At 67.8% G+C, this 18,526-nt stretch carries 3 protein-coding genes; 1 reads left to right on the top strand and 2 read right to left on the bottom strand.

What is annotated here, in order from left to right:
* Window positions 1–45 precede the first annotated feature (45 nt).
* Window positions 46–999, top strand: coding sequence for a DUF4862 family protein (locus QMG72_RS14885; protein ID WP_283480928.1), 954 nt, complete (start codon window positions 46–48; stop codon window positions 997–999).
* Between the two features lie 110 nt (window positions 1,000–1,109).
* Here QMG72_RS14885 and QMG72_RS14880 read toward each other — a convergent pair whose 3' ends face one another.
* The gene (locus QMG72_RS14880; protein ID WP_283480927.1) at window positions 1,110–10,187 is read right to left on the bottom strand and encodes a Tc toxin subunit A-related protein; all 9,078 of its coding nucleotides are present in this window, start codon (window positions 10,185–10,187) and stop codon (window positions 1,110–1,112) included.
* A gap of 25 nt (window positions 10,188–10,212) precedes the next feature.
* Window positions 10,213–18,360 carry a SpvB/TcaC N-terminal domain-containing protein gene (locus tag QMG72_RS14875; RefSeq protein ID WP_283480926.1) on the bottom strand — a complete coding sequence of 2,716 codons (8,148 nt, stop codon included), beginning with the start codon at window positions 18,358–18,360 and terminating at the stop codon, window positions 10,213–10,215.
* Window positions 18,361–18,526: the final 166 nt, after the last annotated feature.

The following is an 18,526-nucleotide window of genomic DNA, read 5'->3' as shown; positions in this document are numbered from 1 at the left end:
TAAGGGGCATCACACGGGCCCGTCAAGCGGGTGTAGAACCGCAAGTTGGCGAACCCCCCGGGCGACGTACGCAGCATCCAGATCGAAGGAGAGAATGTGTCACTGATCGTCGGCGCCTATCCGGCCCAGCCCGAGGGGCTGCTGCAGAGTCAGTTCTTCGAGGAACTCGCAGCACTCGCCGCTATCCGCGGCCTCGAGCTTCCCTACCGCGCCTGGGGCGGCGACCCGTGGCCTGCCGGGGCGAACGCCGACTGGTCAGCGGTGGTCACCGCAATTCCCGGAACCATGCAGAGAGCCGGCGCAGACGCGCGGTTCGGACTCGCCTCCACGGACCGGGAAGGGCGTCGGGCCGCCGTTGACTTCACGGCAGGGATCTTGGGCTATGTCGCAGGCCTTCGGGACCAGGGGCACCGGGTGGAGGCCGTCGCGTTGCATTCTGCTCCGTCCGGGCATGGCACTCCAGCGGCCTTCGCGGAGTCGCTCTGGGAGATCCTAGGGTGGGACTGGCAGGGCACCTCCCTAGTGGTTGAACACTGCGATGCACCGCGTCCCGGACGGGTTCCTGAAAAGGGATTTCTTTCATTCAGCGACGAAACCAACCTCGTCCGGGCGTTTCGGGAGCAGGGCCAGGACATCGGAATGCTCGTGAACTGGGCCCGGTCCGTCATCGAGACAGGTCAGCGGCGCACGGCAGCAGTCCATGTGGCCGAGGCGCGCGAAGCGGGAGTTCTCAACGGCCTGATGTTTTCCGGGTGTTCCCCCGAAGCCACCGAGTTCGGTTACCCGTGGATCGATGCCCATCTGCCTGCCGTCGAGGTCGAAGGAGCTCCGGCCAGTTCCCTGCTTACCACCCGCGAAATCGCCGGATGCCTTCGCGAAGCCGGCAGGCCGCCGATCATTGGTCTCAAGATCGGCCTGCCAGGGGCCGCGGCGTCACCCCTTGAGCGGGCCGCACGGGTGCGTCAAATGTGCGACCTCGTGATGGCCAACGTCGGGTAGATGGAGGTTCCTGAACATCAAAATGGAACACTCGCCCAAGATCCACGTCGGCACTGACGTATGCGGCCTCTTCGACGAAGGCTGCAATCGCCCGGCCCGGACCACAGCCATTAGGCGACCGCCAGTTCCAGCACGAACATCACATCCAACAGCTCGGTCCCATCCAGTGCCGATTGATCACCGGCCACCGGGGCAGCAGGCGCCAGCCCGCCAGCGGCAACAACCCGAACGACGTGTGCGTCCGCGAAACCGTTGGCGAAGGTTCCGGTGACGTCCACGGACGGCAACCCGCCCAGCGTCGGATCCGCGGCAAACGCACCGGTGGGTGTCCCGTCCACCGAGAACTTCAGACCCGCCAACGCTGGCCCGCCCGGCTTGGTCCGCAGCGCCAGCTTCGCCGAGCTCACCGTGACGCCTCGGCCGTTGAGGAAGTACGGCAGGTGTGTGCTCATCAGCGTGAATCCGGCATCGGTAGCGGCAGGGGAGTGCAGCAACGCGTTGAACGTGTTGGAGAACTGGTTCCGCAGCGACACCACGTGCTGCAGCGGATTGTTAGCCAGAACGTTCAGGATGGTGCCCTCGGTGGCGGCCTGCAGCGCCTCGGTCTTGTCCCGCAGCACACCGTCGTACTTCGAGGTGTACGCCAGCCGGAGCACAACATCGTTGATGGTGCCGTAGTCGAACTGCCGGAAGCTCTTCGGTAACGTCAACTGCCAGCTGCTGATGGCGCCCGCCCCCTCGAACGGCATGTACCGCTCGTCCCGGAAGTTCAGTTCGAACACCCCCGGGTCGCTTTGCGCGGTACTGGTGGCGATCAGGGCGGCCCGCGCGTCGGGCATTTGCGTCACATTCGCGGCCCCCAACTTGGCCTCCTTCCGGATCCAGCTCTCATTCAGTTGCAACGTGGCGCTGACGTTCGCGAACGGTCCCGTGACACAGGGAATGGTGATCCGGGCGGACTTGATCCGGCGGAAGTAGTGCCCGGGGTAGACCACATCGAAGAGCACCTCGGGAATGTCGAAGGCACACTCGCCGGTGGTTTTGAGCTGCACCAATGCGGTGGGATCCAGTTGGCTCAGCGAGAATGATTGATCGATCTCAAGATCCCGGATATTGGTCTCCACGTAGCGCCGCTCCAGCTGCTGCAGGTCCACCACCAGCTGTGCCCCGGCAGACAGGCCCAAATACTCGCTATCCCAATACGAGCCGCCCAGCCGATAGGAATCCTCGCCCCGCTCAAACCGGAACGCCTGCTCCGCCATCCGCGCCATGGAGAGCGCCGTATTAAACGCCTCGCGGTGGAGCCGCTGCAAGGTGGTGGCCAGGAAGGCATAGAGTCCCACGCCGGTGAAGTGATTTTCGTACAGGTCCAGGACCTCTTCAGCCTGCTCGGCGGCCCTGGTATGGATGGTGATGTTCCGCTCCGCAATGTCCCGGCGCAGCTTCATCCCCGTCAGCTGCAGATCGATCTCGGCCAAGTCATCCGCTGCCGCATCCACCTGTTGCTTCCAGCCCTGCTCCCGCCGGTCGAAGCCGGCCTCGACGGCGGCGCTCGTGGCCAGCGCATCGGCGAAGTCGCCCGTGGCCCGGGTTCCGACCGCGAAGTTGTGGGCGCTCCAGCCGGCCTCCACGCCGCCGTACTTCATGGCGAACGGGGAGCCCAGTTGGGGGATCAGGTGCAGCGCGCCGGAGAGGAAGCCCAGCGTGGCTTCGGTCATCCGTGCGCCACTGGCAATGTGCTTGCTGATCCGCTCCGTCCGCTCGGACGCCGTGAGGCTGCCGTCCACCAGCCCATCGAAATAGGCCTTCCGGTTGGCCACAGTGGTTCGGTGCCGCTCCAGGCTGGCCACCGCGTTTGCCGCCGCGTCCCGTTCCTGTTCGCGCGTGCGGGTGGTGAGGTCCAGGATCTGCTGCTGATGCTGGGCCCGCAGCAGGTTCAGCTGTTCGCCGTCGCGCCTTTCCACCGCCGCCTGCAGTGCGTTGCCGAAACCCTGCACCGCGGTGGCTTGGCTCTTGGCCTTCTCCAACAGGAACGAGAACCGATACTGCGGCACGTCACCATTGAGGCTGGTCAGCGCGTCCTGCAAGGACATGCCCTCCGCCCGTGCCCGGACCAATGCCATCGGATCGATCTCCGCGGCGAACAGCGAGAGCTTGCGAACCGCGCCGCTGATGTCGCGGCAGTTGCGCAGCTTCCACAGCCTGTCCTCGAGCCGGTCCCAGTAGGCCAGCAGGTCCTTGTTCGGCGGGATGCAAAACACCGGGTTGACCTGGCGAATGAACGCCACCCCAAACCTTCCCGGCCGCCGCTTGTCCGGCCGCACCCGGGTGGGCCGGTCCTTCCCGTCCGGCCGCAGCCGGTTTTTGCCCTCGTAGGCGCCCAGCCGCTTCCAATCCGGCCCGGCGCTGACGGCGGCTGTGTCCGGTTCGAATTCCCGCAGCCCCTTCCGAGGCGGCACGGCAAGTACCCGGGTCCCGGCATCGACCGATCCCACGGACTTCACAAACACCTTGTCGATGTCCGCCCGCTCGGTCTCGCGCTCCTTGATCGCCTCGGGGTACAGATCGTCCGTCCCGGTGCGGCCCAGCCCGGCCAGACCCGCGGGCGAGTCAATGTCGGCGGTCTCGAATCGTGGAATTCGGTTGGCCATCAGCCTGGCCCGGATCGCCAGCCCGGCCACCGGCAGTTCCGCGCGCCGTTCGAACAGCCGCCGCGGGTCCGCCGGCTGCCGGCCCGGCGGCGCCGGGGCGGGAGCGGCGACGGCGGCAGCGTCCTCCACCAGCATGGCCGCGGCATTGCTGGCGGCGAAGACAGCCTTGGTTGAGTCGGGTGCCACCCGGCCCGCGTCCTCGATACTGAACACACCAGCAGCCTTCAGCCGCTCCGACGAGAGCGCCCGCTTGGTGATCCGCTCAAAGGACACTGAATCCAGCACATACTTGTGCCGGCTGCCCATCTCCTTGGTGCGCTTTCCCTGGATCACCAGGTGCTCGGCCTCGACCAGGAACTCCGAGCCCTTACTGATCAGCGGCTGGATCTTCTCGTAGGTGCGGGGGTCCACCGCGTCTGGGCCGCACGAGCCCAACTGCGCCGGCCGGTCGCCCAGGATGTCCGCAACGGTGGCGTAGTGGATGAGCGCCTCGTTGACCGTCTCCATCTGGAACTGCTCGAACAGGGAATCGGCGAGGTCCAGCTTGTTGTCGATGTACCGCATCACGATCGACTTTTGGTAAGCGCTCAGCCGCAGCCGGGCAATGGCATGCGGGTTGAACGGATCCTTGTGGTAGGCCGCGATCGACGAGGAATCCGTGAGGATGGCGCGCATGGTTGGCAACGTCAGGCCGCGGAATTCCAGGTAGCGCCAGTTCCGGTCCCGGCGCCGGGCTTCATTGGCCGATGCGGAGAGCACCGGGTCAGGCGTGACCACCTCAGAGGTGGTGGGGTCGAAGATGTGCTGGTACCAGCGCTCGGCCTGCGCGTACTTGCCCTGGCTGTTGCAGTGGTTGCCGATCAGCGACGGGATGTGATGGAAAATCTCCCGGTAGTACGTGCCAAACGGCCCGGTGAAGTCCAGCCTCCCGGACACCACCCGGTTGACGATCCGGTTCCCGGACAAACCAAATGCCAGCGGCGCCTCGGCAAGCGCTCGCTGGGTGTCCAGGTCCAGCAGGTGTTCCACGCCGCCGGTGAACAGTTCGCGGGCCACCCGCCGCGCCAGCGTGGTGCCCAACCTGCGCAGCGCCCAGCTGGCCGCGTTCGAGGCGGTGGCCTGCAGCAGGTACAGGTCCCCGCCGGCGTCGATGATCCCGTCCGACAGCGAACCGTTGATGGGCATCAGCCGGCCCGCGCCGATATTCGCCAGCGCACCGACGTACAGGTTCTTGGTGATGATGTTCTTCACCGGCGTGGACCAGTCCACCAACACGCGGTCCAGCCGGATCTTGTCGGCGGCAAGCCCGGCGAGGGCGTAGTTATCGAACAAGGAGGCCGACGGCGTCCCGTAGTACAGCGTCCCGTTCTTCTTGGTGAGAATGGGCGAGTGCGGGGTCAGGTTCCACGTCACTGCCTGCCGGCTCAGGTGCAGGCTGGCGGCCGTGGACGTGGACTTGTCGAACGTGTCGATGTAGGCGCGCATCTGGTAACCGGCACCGGCCACAAACAGCGAGTTGCCCTGCACCTCCGGGTACAGCTGGGTCCACTCCAGACCGCGCAGGGTGTACCCGTCGCGGGCCTTGACGTGGACGTCGTCGTCATATCTGGGCGTGATCAGGCGTTTTTGGGCGGCCGTCAAACTGGCCACCGACGAGGAACCACCGAACAGACCCCAGCCCAACAGCCCGCCAATGGCGCTCAGGAAGTCCTGCCACTCCTCGGGCTCGGCCAGCGGATCCTCGATGACGCCGTCGCTCTCGCCAAATGGATCGGTGCCGTACAGACGCACCCGCTGTGGCGCGGTCCACCTGCCATCCAGGCGGAGGGTGGTGAACTTGATGATCAGCTTGTGGTTGTACCCGGCGAAGCGGGATCCGGCGTCGGCCACTTCATTGACCGGTGAAGTTGTGATCTCCGCCCACAGCAAGTGCAGCCGGCCGTTGTGAACCACCGGGGATACTTCCCGGACCGGGATGGCAACGTCCACCTTTTGCCACGGACCCCAGACGGTGCCACCGGACTTCCGGCCCTGCGGCGCAGCATTTTCGACGCGCCGGTAGTAGAAGGTAGCCGGGTCGCCGGGGGTGACCCCGAAGAGGTGCAATACATCGGAATCTGCGCGGGGATCCACCTCTTGGTAGGACCCGGCGATGGTCAAGCTGGCCAGTTCCTGAAAACCGTCCAGGTACGTGCCGTAGGCATCCAGTACCGCCTGCTCGTCGATGTCGGTTTGCAGCAGTTCCTTCTCGAGGTCCTCGAACAAGGGGGTCTTGTCATCCCGCAGGTCCGGGAAGAGGTAGTTTTCCGGCCACAGGAACACCTTGCGATTGGCTTCCCAGACCCGGTAATGCATCCGCCATTCCCACTCGTCGCGCGGCACCTGGGTGGGCTGGACGTGCACGTTTCCGGCCCGGTCCTGCTCGAGGTTCATCAGCACCCGGTGGACGTACATCTGCGCGCTTGAAATGGCGGACACCACGCGCGAGGTGAGGAAGCAGCCCTCCACCTCGGGATCGATCAGGAAGTACCGGAACAGGTCTTCCAGCCGTTCAAATTCGGGGTGCAGCGCGTGCACCAGGTAGTTCGCCAGCGCGTCCCGGCAGCGCTCCAGGAGCCGGGCCCGGAACGGTCCGTATGCCTTCTGCCACGCGGTTTCGTCCGCATACTTGGCGCGGAAAACGGCGAAGAGGGCATCGGCGCCTTGGCTGAGGAGGTCGTAGTCGTCCTCGGCTACCAGGGCGAACGCTTCGCCGCCGATGCCTACCGCGGTGGCCACAGCGGCGGCCTCGGCGAGTAGGTCCAGCGCGTCCAGCGCGTCGGCGGGCAACGCCAGGTTGGCTTGCAGGGAGACGGAAACAGCACGTTCGGCGGCGAGGAGTGCCGCGAGGGTGTCCTGATCGGCAGCGCCGAAGTGGGCGGCATTGGTGAACGCGCCGGCCACTGCCGTCAGTGCCGCGGTGCCCGCGGGATCCGTGCCAAGATGCCGCCGGAACTGGTCCACCTTGCGGGCCGCCTCGATGGTCAGCGCGTTGGGTGCCTGCAGCGCAAACATGGATGCATGGGCAGCAGCAAACTCCACCGCCTCCGCACCGAGGTCTTTGGCGTTGAACAGCGTCACCAGCGGCAGGATGGGCCCGACGGCGGCACTCAGGGCGGCGATGGAGCCGTTGCCCAGCGCTTCGGGAACGATCGCCGCTGCGTCCAGGTCGGCACCGGCAAGGGCGGCGATAGCGGCCAGCTTGGCCACCGGCACCTTGAGCAGGGCAGCCAAGGCCGGCTTCAGCAGCGTGCCCGCGTGGTGGGTGAGGAGGACCGCTCGAAGCTCCGGCTCCGCAACGGTGACGGCGGCTGGCACCGTGAGGACAGTGGTCGGGGTGAACGCGGCGCTCAACGCCAGCTGGCCAGCCGAGGCATCGAAGGCGGCGGGGTTGGCCGCCACCAGTGCGCGCGAGCCGGCCTCGGATACGCCGGCCAGCGTAAACACTGTGTCGGTGAAGGTCAGGCTGCGGTCGGCGGCGAGCCGGTCCAGGGCACCCTTGGCCAGCGCGTCGGCGGCGGGATAGGCTGCGGCGTTGGTTACCGCCGCGCCGGTGATGCTGGCAAGATCGTCAACTGAGCGCTTGGCGCCCCTGGCCCAGGCGGCAGTTGCCAGCAGCACGCGAAGGTCGTTGAGGCCGCCCACGTGGGTCAGCGGTCCGCTGGGCAGCAGGGCCAAGAGCCGGAACAGGTCCGGCAGCCTCATCTTGAGGAGTTTTGCGAGCCGGGCGTGCCGGACCAAGAGCGCCAAGTTGCTGGCGGTCAGGGCAAAGCCACGGGCCGCCTCTGCTGCGGCGGCGGGGTTTGCGCCCAATGGAACGGCTAGGCCCGCGATGAGCTCGAACAGTCCGCTGGCATCGGTGCGGGTGGCGGCGAGCAGCCGGTGCAGCATGTGATCCGAGGCGGCCACTGTGGGATCATCCCGCAGTGCAGGATGGACAAACCGGGTGCCCGGCAACGGCAGCGGGCCGTCCATGGCCACCAGGTCGGGAAGGTTGAACAGCCGGTCAAAGAGGCCAGGTGCCGAGCTGCTGACGGGGCTGGTGGGTACCTCGGTGAACAGCGGGAGCAGGTCCTCCACCGACCCGCCGAGGCTCTGTTGCAGGGCTTGGAGTTCGGCAATCACGCGCACGGCCGCGGCGTCGATCCCGGCAGCCAAGCCGGCATCCGTGAGCGCTCCCACCACGAGGTCGAGCTCGCGAATGGACCAGCCCGGGCAGGCCCGCCACAGCCGGGTGAACCGGTGCATCCTGTCCAGCGATTCAGGCTTCAGCCCGGTGACCCGTTCAATATCGTTCTGCACGCTGGCAGCGCTGAGCTTGCCGCCCACGATCGTGACCGGCTCGGCGCCGCTAGCCGAGACGAACCGGGTGGACACAAGTTGGGCCAGATCGGTCTGCGCGATGGACATTGGCCGGAGCAGGGTCTGTGCATCGAACGGTGTGACTCCTGCCGGTTTGTAGTCGAAACCCTGCCCGTACATGGTGTCCAGGAAGGCGTGGGCAGTGTTGGCCGTGGTGATCAGGGTGGCCTCTTCTAAGCTGAGCCCCAACCCGGCTATGGCCACTTGGTCGGGGGTGCCACCGCTGAGCCGGACAAACGTGGAGCGTGGCACGCCGAAGTGTTCCAGATACGTCTGCGTGCGGTAGAGCGGCCGAGAGAAGGGGAGCCCAAAGCAGACCTTGGCGGACGCCAGTTTGTCCCGGTATACGGCGCGCTCCACCGCGATCCGGTCCGCGGTGTCCCCGGCGAAGCCCGTCCGCTTGGCCAGGTACGTCTCCAGGATCTCGTTGACGATCACCAGCTGCGGTATCTCATTAGTGGTGTTATCGCAGGTCAGCGGCAGGGTCCACAGCTCTGGCCGGCGGGTCTTCAGGTTCAGGACATGATCCGCCAAGGCTCCGGTGAAGACGCGGCTGAGCAGGTGTTCCTCGATGAAGTGCATTAGGTCCACAAAGTAGGCAGCGGGTCCGGTGATGGACTTGCAGTTTTGGCAGGCGCAAAAGGCTTGGCTGCCAAACAGGTCCTCATAGCCATCGATCTGTTTGAAGTAGTCCTCGATGCTGGGATCGGCGTTGGCCACAGTCAAGAGCCCGAAGCCGCCGTGCTTCATATCGATGATCGAGCCCACCAAAGCCGAGGCCGTACCCACTGTCATGGTCACGGTGTCGTAGTAGCGGGAGGCTACGGCCTCGCTCAGCCCGGTCCGGGTGATCACATCGGCGAGCTGCGCCGACGCCAACGCGGTGGCCGAATCGAAGCCTGCGCTCATCAGTTTGGCCGCGTCAGTAGCGTCTCCGGTGATGGCGAAGACGCGCTGCATCACCTTGGCGTGCCGCAGCATCAACGGCCGCTCCGCTTGCGCAACCCCGCCAAAGTCCAACGCGGCGACGTCGGCGCTCTCGGGGGTGAGGTCGAGGTCGACAAGTTCCACGTCGGCGTTCTTCGCCAAGAAGCTGTCGAACTGTGAGACCCGCTGGCCCACCTTCTTGGCACGCTCGCCGGCGGAGAGGGTCGCGTCAGCCATGATGGCTTCGAGTCCCAGCCCGCGGTGCGCTCCCGCCAAGCCGGCCAAGCTGCCTAACGCCGCTTGGACGTTGGGCAGCGATTGGGCGGAGACCCCGGAAAGGTCAGGGGTACCCAAAACATCAGCGCCGACGTCGAGCACTGCTTTCGCCGTGGTGATCGCGGCGGAGACGTCGTTCGTTACCGGAGCCGCCAGCCGGGCCCGGACCGCGCCGGTGGGGTAGGTGGCCTCCACCCTTGCCGCGAGCAACAGCGCGTATTGATCTGCGTCCATGCCGCCCGGCGGGGTGATGCCCGCCGTCGCAATGGCCGCTTTCCAGCCCTCCGTGTTCAAATCGACGAGATCGCGCACTGCCGCCACGGCGCCGCCGGCCGCACCAGTCTTGAGGATGGTGTCGGCCAAGGCGGTGTCCTCGTCCACCAGCCGGTAAATGCTGGTGGCCAAACCAATTGACGTCGCCTCGGCAACGGTGAGCAGCCGGTGGCCCACCAGGTCATCGAGCTGGGTATCGTCGATGTTGCTCAGCCGCAGCCCGCCCTCCACCAGTTTGGTCGCACGGTCTGGGTCAAACGCGGCGATCTCGGCCAGGCGATGCATGCGGGCAGCGGCCACATCGTCGCGGACCAGCGGCCCCGCACCCAACGGGAGGTTTGCCAGCGCCAAACCGGCGGACTCCACCGCGTCGATCTGCGCTTTGGCCTGGGCGATCAACTCAGGCGGGGCCTGCCGGGCCAGCAGTCCCTTCATTAACGCCGCACCCGGGCCTTCCGCGCCGGAAAGATCGATATCCTTGGCCGTTTCCCACAAGCGCGGCGGCCCGGAATTCTGCATCTGGTCCGCCAAGGCGGCACCGAGCGCCGCCCGCTGGGCGTCCTGGACCGCAGCCACCACCTCGAGGTCCTTGGCGTCCACCACCTCGCCCGGGGCGAGACCCGCAATCCGGTCAAGGCGCAGCAATTCGTCTCGGTTCATAGCTCCTCCTAAGGGTGGAAAATGCTCATGGCGCGGCTGCAGGGGCTGGGGCCGGTGCGGTTCCGGGTGGATCTCGTAGGGGTTCCAGGGCGTAGTCCCACAACTTGTAGAGGCCGTAGCCGCCACCGGCATAGGTCCCGTAGTTGAAGACCGCCGAGACGGCTTTGTTGTTGTAGAGCCACGTGTTGAACCAGCCTTTGATGGGCACCACGTTCCAGCCAGCGTCGCCGAGGCCTTGCATGATCCGGTTCATTCGTGTGCCGTAGCGGAAGAAGGGCGGTTTCTTCCCGACGGTGCGGTACCAGCGCTGTTTGATGATCATGTGCTCCATGGACCAGCCGGAGCCCTTCGCGATGCTCCAGCGCTTCCGGAAGTCCTTCCACATCCCGAAGCTGCGCCGGTCCTCCCAGAAGAACCGCCCCAGGCGGCGCAGCAGCGGGGTGCGTTGTCCCGGAGCCGCGCGCCGGAACAGTCCCAGCAGCGCCGTCCCCATACCGCGGAGCCCGCGGCTCACCACACCCTTTAGCGAGGTCATCCCCGCCTTGAGCGCATTCTTGAGGCCCACCATGGCGGCCTTGAACTCGCCAAGTGTCAAGACTGTAAGCACAATGTCGACCACAGTCAGGGCCAGGAAGGCTACCTGCGCGCCCCAGCCGGACAGGAACCCCATGCCGCCGGGAATGCCGCCGGAGACGCCATCGGCGCTGCCGCTGAACTCGAGATGCCAGTAACCGGCGATCTTGGTGATCTTGTCCAGCGCGGTGGGTTCTTGATTGCTGCCTGCAGGGCCGCTGCCCGAGGTTCCCGTCCCGGTGCCCGTATCCGCGGGCTCGCTGTCCCCGGTCTTGGTGCCCGTGCCCGTCCCGCCGCCCGGACCGGACTTTTCCGTGCCGTGCTTGGTGGGGTCCTTCGAGGGGCCGTCCCCCTGGCCGGTGGCACCGCCGTCGGCCGTTCCATCTGCCGACCCGGTGGGGCTGCCGCCTTCGGCCGGGGTGGTGCCATCGCCCGTGGTGTTGCCATCGAGTTTTCCGTCAACGCTGCCGGTGGGGCTGCCATTGACGTTTCCGCCCACCTGGCCGCCAGGAGCGCCGCCTTCGGTGCCGCCGTCCACGCCACCCTGCGCGCCGCCGGGGCTGGTGCCCTTGCCGCCCGTGCCCGATCCGCCTGCCTTGCCGACGCCGGCGCCCGGCGTGGTGCCACCGCCGGTGCCGCCCGGCTCGGTGGGGGTCTTGCCGTTGCCCGGTCCGGTGTCCGTCCCCGGCCCGGTGCCTGGGCCGTTGCCATTGCCCGGACCCGCGCTGGGGCCGGTGGCCGCCTCGCCCATACCGCCGCCGCCGGGACCCGTGCCCTTGGTGCCGGAACCGCTGCCGGTGCTACCGGGCGCGCCGGGTTGGGTGGCCGTGCCCGAGCCGCCGTCCTTGCTGCTGTTCGAACCGTCGGCACTGTGCGCATTCCCGGTGGCCCGATCCCCGGTTGGCGCCGTCTGGGCACTCGTGGCGCCACCGCCGTTGCCGGCACCAGTGGCGGGCGGGGCCGGCGTCGTGGGCGGATCTCCCGCCGGCGCGTCAGAAGCTGGCGCGTCAGAAGCTGGCACGGCTGGTTCGTCCAGTTTGAGCTCGTCAAACATCTTTTCGATGTCGTAGAGGGCCCCGGCCTTTTCCACGTTGCCGCCGTTTTCGGCGATCATTTGCTGCAACCGCGGCGTGTAGTTCTCCTGCCGGACAATCATCCAGTTGTTGCCGCTGCGCTTGACTTCCAGGGCCCGGATGCCCAGCTCCCTGCCGCGGCCATTGTTGAAATGGCGCATGGCTTGGGCGCCGGTGTAATTGGCGGGCACGCTGTCCAGTCGGCTCATGGTGCCGGTGGCCTGCAAGCCGTTCGGATCCACCAGGTTCACCGGGTTGTTCTGGACGAACTCGTAGAGGTTCAAGGATGCGGCATTGCCCAGCGGGTCCGGGCTGAGCCAGCCGCCAATCCAGGACGCGTAGTACCGGTAGCCGAAGTAGTAGAGGCCGGTAGCGTCGTCGCGCTCCTTGCCCGTGTAGCGCCGGTCCCGCAGTTTAGTGCGGCGCAGCGCGGCCCCTGCGATGAAGCAGGAGCCGCCGTAGCTGAAGTGTTCCTCGTAGCTGAGGACCACGCCGTTGGAGTCCAGTTCCATGGCCGTGGAGCCCAGGTCATCGGGGATGAGGAAGCGGACTTCGGCGGTGCCCACGGTGTCCGTTTCGGCGGCGCTGGTATCGGCACTCCAACGGTAGACGGTGGCCAGGCAGCGATCGTCGTCCTCAATCAGCGCCACGGTGCGTTGGATTGCGGTGATGCCGGCGCGGGTATGGAGGAACAGTTCGCAGCCTTCGAGGTAGATTTTCTCGGTGCGTTCCAGCCCACCTGCCGTGAGCCGTTCGGTGACTTTCCGGACGCGGCGGCCGTCAGCGTCGTAGGCGTAATGTTCGACGTCGTTCGGTTGGCCTTGGGCGCTCCGGTCAATGATGGTGGCGGAGCGGAGGCGGTTGCGGTGGTCCCAGACGATCGCGGCCAGGTGCGGCAGCGAGTTCGTATTTCCGGCGGCGTCGAACCGCCCTTCCGGCGCGGCGATGGGAACGCCGTTCGTGTCCAGAGCCGGGAGACGCCGGTTGGAGGTGGCCGAAACCCAGATGTCCTGTGTCCACGACCGGGTGGTCCCGGTGTGCTTGATCTGGTCCAGGTTGCCGGCGACGTCGTAGTGGAAGCGCTGCGTGAAGCGCTCCACCGCGGCGCCGTTGGCCAGGCTGAGGTGCCGGGTGCCCTGTACCACGCCTGCCGCGCCGGACCAGGCATCGGTGGGCAGCAGCGCCTGGTGCACGCGGCCGGTGGCCTCCACCACCTGGTAGTAGGGGTCGTAGCGGTACTCTCGGGCCGGCGTCACCGTGAGCCCCTGCAGGACCGGGGTGGGGTGCGCCGGTTCCTGGGCGTGATCCAGCAGCCAGGTGATGTTGCCTGCCGGGTCCCGGACCACCTCCACGTCCCGCAGTGTCTGCGCGGCGGCGCCAGCGGAGGCAGTTGTGGAGCGGGTGAGCTGTCCGGTGGCGCGGTCGTAGCCGTTGATCGTGGTGACGCCGTTGCCCAGCTCGACGCGTTCCTGCTGGCCGCGGGCGTTGGCGCTGCTGCCCGCCAAAATGGACCGGTTGCTGAGCTGACCATCAGAAGTGGAGACGGTGATGGTGTCCATCCCGCCGGCGCGGCGGTACTTGAACATGCGGGTGGTGCCGTCCGGGGAGGTTCGCCGCAACGGCCTGCTGAAGGCGTCATAGGCGGAGACGGCGGTGTAGGTGGTGGCATCCAGGGGCTCGCCGCCGGGAGCGGCCCAGTCCGGTTCGCGGTCCACCACTGTTCGCAGCCGATGCGAAACCTCCAGCGGGTTGCCGTCCGGGGTGAAGCGCAGGGCCTCATGCCGCCCGGCCGAGTCCTCGTGGACCACCAACAGCCCGCGCGCGTTGCGGGCCACGGCCTGCGGCACCGCAGGATCCTCGCCGTAGGTGAGCCGTTCCACCATGTGGTTCAGGCCGTTGCCGGACACGCGGATTTCCGTGGGCCGGCCCGCGGCGTCGTAACTGGATTGGATCCGGTACGCCCGCGGATCCCAGCGCTGCACCTCCCGGTCCAGCGCGTCGAGGAAGAAAACCGTCTCGCCAGCGTCCACGCTGCGTTGGCGCAGCAGCCGGCCAGCCATGTCCAGGTCCACCTGGGTGATCATCACCCCGCGGGCATCCACGACGGCGGTGACGTTGCCGTCGTCGTCCAACGTCCGGCGGCAGCGGCGTTCCTCGGCCGCGGCACCGCGGCGCACCTCCAGGACGGTGCGGCCCATCGGGTCCACGTGCACGGTGGTGGGAGTGCCGGCGTGGGCTCTCGCGCGCTCGAGCGCGCGGCGTTCGGGATCGCCGGCGGGCAGGGCTTGGCGTTGCAGTTCATAGTCCGAGCCGGTCACGGTGTCATTGGGGTCCGCGGAGGTGGTGGACCAGGCGTCGGTGGTGACTTGCGTGCGGGTGCCGTTGGGCAGGCTGACTCCAATTTCCCGGCCCAGCGCATCGTAGCGGTGGCGCACGGCGGTTCCGAACGACTGCAATTCGGGGTCCGGCTCGTAGCGGGGCGTGGTGGTGTGGAAGGGCTCGAACTCGAGGACAGCCTGCTGCTTGGAATCGAACACCACGTGCCCGGATGCCCGCCAGCGTTGGGCGGCGGGGGCCTCCACCGGCACCCCCTGGGCATCCACGTCGATACTGCCGTCCGGGCGGCGGACCACCGCGGGGCCCGCGTCCACGCGCTGCTTACCTTGGATGGGCCGGCCGAACCCGTCGAAGTACTGCACGGCCACCTTCAACTCGCCGTTTTGGGCCGGGCCGCCCGCGCCGTCGTCCACCAGCGACTCGCGCGCCACGTCAACGCTGCAGATCGGCTCACCCCGGTCCCGGAAAGCGGCGAGGTCGCAGAAGGCAAAGGTGCTGGCCTGTACCACGGCGCCAGCCGGGTTGGCGAGGGCCGCCGTCACGGTGCCGGGGAGCCCGCCCGGGTGGGCACTCAACGGCCGGGCCCCGTGTGCCTGGGAGGTGCCGCCGTCGTCCAATGCCGTGCCGTGCCCGGACGTGAGAACGGTGAACCCGAAGGCGTCATAGCGCGCCTCGAAGGTGGCCTGGTTGGCGTCGGTGATCCGCCACGGGGCCATGACCTGGTAGTCGAGGTCCGCGGTGGTGGTGTTGCCCACCTCGTCCGTGAAGCTGAGCCTTGACAGCGCGGCAGGGTCCCACACCCACGCGGTTTGTGCGCCGTCGGCTTCCAGGGAGCCTTCCGGCAGGCTGAAACGGGCGGCGGGGAGCAGTGCGGCCACGGGTCCGCGGGCCCACCAGTAGCCATCCGCCGCTACATAGTGGGCGGCGGTGAGAGCCGCGGCGTTGACCCGGGCAGCATAGATGCGGGCCACCTCGGCGGCCGCGAAGCAGGCGTGCTCCTCGTGGTGGACCAAGCCCTCAGGCCCCGGATCGCCGAGTGGCCGGGTGCCGGTTCGGGCGGCGTCCCGGTACAGCGTGCGGTCCCAGGACACGCGGCGCAGCTCCATGCCGGCGGTGAAGGCCGCGCCGTTCTCAAGCGGGGCGGCCAGCGCGGCGGTGGCTGCGGCGCGCGCTGCGGTGAAGCTGAGCGGGCCGGCGTCGCCTAATCCTCTGCCCTCGAATGCTTCCTCCTCGACGGGGATCGCCAGCAGGTAGCTGTCCTCGGTGTCCACGTGCGTGACCCGGCGGCGGGTCACCTGGGAGATGGGCACACCCTGGCTGGGATCGGCCGCAGGCTGGCCGGGGCGGCGCGGGCAGCCCAGGTCCAAGGTGAGCAGTTCGCAGCCCACCTCGTCCCGGGCCAGGACCACGCGCTGCTCCACCCGGGGATCTGCGGGCTGCTCCTCGTAGCTGGCTTCGAGGGTCTCTCGTTCGCGCACGGTATAGGCGGCAGGGCGCCCGCCCAGCGCGGGCTGGAGTTGGTGCACGGCGTAGCCCGTGGTGGAGACACTGAGGGGCTGCGGGTTGCGTTGGCCGGTGCGGTTTACGGCGAACAGTTCGTCCCGCAGCGGCCAACCGGCCAGGGCGCGGTGGGCGTCGGGGTCTTCGGTGGGCGCGTCAGGGCCGCTGGGCGGGGTGGGCGCGTCCGGGTCTGCGGCCCAGCAGCGGGTGCGGAGCCGGGCGTCGACGTCGGGGTCCCCAGAGGCGTGCCAGAGCCGGTGGCAGGAGGCAGCGCCGAGGTCGTCAGGGGGCAGCTCATCGGGGCGGAGGGGCCGGATTTCGGCCACGCCGGGGGCGCCCCAGCCGGGCCGGTGGAAGGAGCCGGAATCATGGATGTCCACGTGCAGGAAGCCGCGGAAGACGCGCTCGACGGAGTCGAAGTAGCCGCAGTGGTATTCGTAGCGTGCCACGGAGCGGGTGTTGGCTATGTGGTCAATGAGGAAAACACGGTCCACCACGGTCACGTGCTGGGGGAGCCGGGTCAGCCAGGGTTCGTCCCCGGCTTCGTCGCGGCGGTAGTGCACGGCGGAGGAAGAATATTCGACGACGGTCTCCGCACCGGCGTCGCTGGCGACGGACACGAGGCGGCGGGGTGGGCCGTCCGCCATCAACCGGACGTAGCGCAGGGGAGCGGAGCTGTCTCCGGCGAGGACGGAGGACCAGACAATGCTGAGGGTGCCGTCGCCCAGGAGGTCCAGGACCTGGGCGCTGCAGAGGTCATCCGCAGCGGGCAGGCCGAGGACCTGGCCGCCGGAGACAAAGCCGTTGCCGGCGGCGTTCCGCCACCACAGCAGGTAGTCCGCGCCCACGTAGACCAGGTCCGCGGTGCCGGTGGAGTCCAGGTCCGCAAACCGGATCCGACGGATGTCCAGTGTGGTGCCGTCCGGGAGGCTGGGCGGGTTGAGCATACTGATGGGGTCGCCTAAATCGCCGCCGGGCAGTCCGGGCCAGTATTCGATCCGGCCTTCCTGGACCTGGACCAAGTCCAGGAGGCCGTCGCCGGTCATGTCCGCCATAAAAACGCCCACCTCCGGACGCTCGGCAAGGAGCGGGACGGAGGTCGCTGCGTGCTGGGGGAGATTGGTGGGGGCGCCGTAACCGATCTTGCCCAGGGCGGGAAAGCACAGGGAATTTTCGCCCAAGGCGAGGATCGTCTCCGGCAGCCCATCGCCGTCGACGTCGACCCAGTCCTGCCGGCCGGGCCCGGCGAAGACAGGGACCTGGCCAAAGGGCTGGAAGGCATGCCAGCTGCGTTCGTCCCTGTTGTATTCGCTGAAGCCGGCGTGGCGGCCGTCCAGGACGGCCACGTTGAAGTTGCCGTCGCGGTCGAAGTCCGCCAGCAACGACCCGGCGGTGCGGTCCGAGGGGGTTTCGGCGAGCCGTTCTTGCGGGCCGAAGATACCGCCGCCCAAGTTTGGTTTGTAGTACCAGGCGCCGTCCGCCACGGTGAGGACACCGGGCAGGCCCTCGCCGCGGACGTCCGCGAATCGGTAGTCGGAGCCGTGTAGGCCCTGGGGTAGGTTTTCGAGACTGGCGGAGTCCAGGGTGCGGAGCCGCTGTTCCACCACGCTGTCGCTATAGCGGAAGGTAACGCCGGGGAGGGATTGGACGGTGACGGTGGCATCATGCCGGAAGCCTTGGACTTCGATCCGGTGCAGGAATGTCCCGGTGGGTGCCTGGTCGTGGATGAGGTTGACGGCGCGGGTGAGGACGGGGGCGGGGCCCAATGCGGCGAAGCGGTGGAACACGAGGATGCGGCGGCACAGCCGGTAGGTGCGGACCTCGAAGCCGGGGCGGCGGCTGGAATAGGGATCCTGCCGGACCAGCCAGTCTTGGTCTGGTGCCGGAGTGGCAGCCTGGCCGGGGGCGTGGTCGCCGTAGTCGAGGACCACTTCCAGATGCCAGTTGGCGGCAGCACCGTCGTCGTTCGCGTCCAGCGGATCCTGGTTGAGGTACCGGACGCGCTTGAGGAGGCGTTGGGCGTGACCGGCGGGGTTGAGGCGCGGGAATTCGGCGGGGGAGCTCCAGTCCACGGCGGCGCCGTCCTCGGCCGCGTAGTCATAGCGGATGGCGTTGCCGAAGCGGTCGTACTGGGCCTCGAGTAGCCACTCGTAGATCCGGGACGGACGTTCGGGGTCCCGGATCCGGCCGGATCCATCACTGCGGCGGCCGAAAATGGCCACGCTGCCGTCTGGTCGTCGCACCCGCCAGTGCACGTCGCCATCCGCTGTCGCGGTCCATTGTTCCACCCGGGTGAAGGTGGACTCGTGCCGGCTCCGGAAGCGTCGGACGTGGTGGGCGGGGGCGTCCCATTCCAGGGCCGTCTGCCCGCCAGGACCTGATGTGAGGGCGGGCACCAGCTCGTCCCCGGCGAGGGAGTAGCGGTCCGTGGCGTCGTAGCGGGGCACATCACGGCGGTCAAAGACGCTCACCGAGGCCATCCCGCCGAGCGCCCAGCCGAACCCGAACGGCGAATTCCCCGCCGCGTCCTGGTAGTTGAATGCCAGCCCGGGGCCGAAGCCCAAGCGCCCGGACGGCAACGGCAGCGGGTAGGAGTACGACGCGGAGCCGGTGGACGCATCCACGGCCACATCGAAGGGCGGCAGCAGGTCCGCCACCTCAACCAGGGCCGGGGTAATGGGGCCGTTCACGGCCGGTGATTCACCCCGCCAAGACGGTGTAAAAGCATAACCCCATACAGCACGGGTGCCCCCAATTTCTCGAGGTGAGAGTACTATGCCCTTGGTCTAGCACTTGGAAGTGGTTTCGTCGAGGGGAAAATCTTAGCGACAGGTCAGGTGGGCCCTGAGGCGGCGG

This window comes from Pseudarthrobacter sp. PH31-O2, from assembly GCF_030063265.1.
Taxonomy (GTDB): Bacteria; Actinomycetota; Actinomycetes; order Actinomycetales; family Micrococcaceae; genus Arthrobacter.
The sequence above is the reverse complement of the archived record's forward strand: the minus strand, read 5'-3'. Positions and strand labels throughout refer to the sequence as shown.

What these genes read in the sequence shown, in the direction of transcription:
- QMG72_RS14880 (WP_283480927.1), bottom strand. Translation starts at nt 10,187, where the DNA reads ATGAACCGAGACGAATTGCTGCGCCTTGACCGGATTGCGGGTCTCGCC.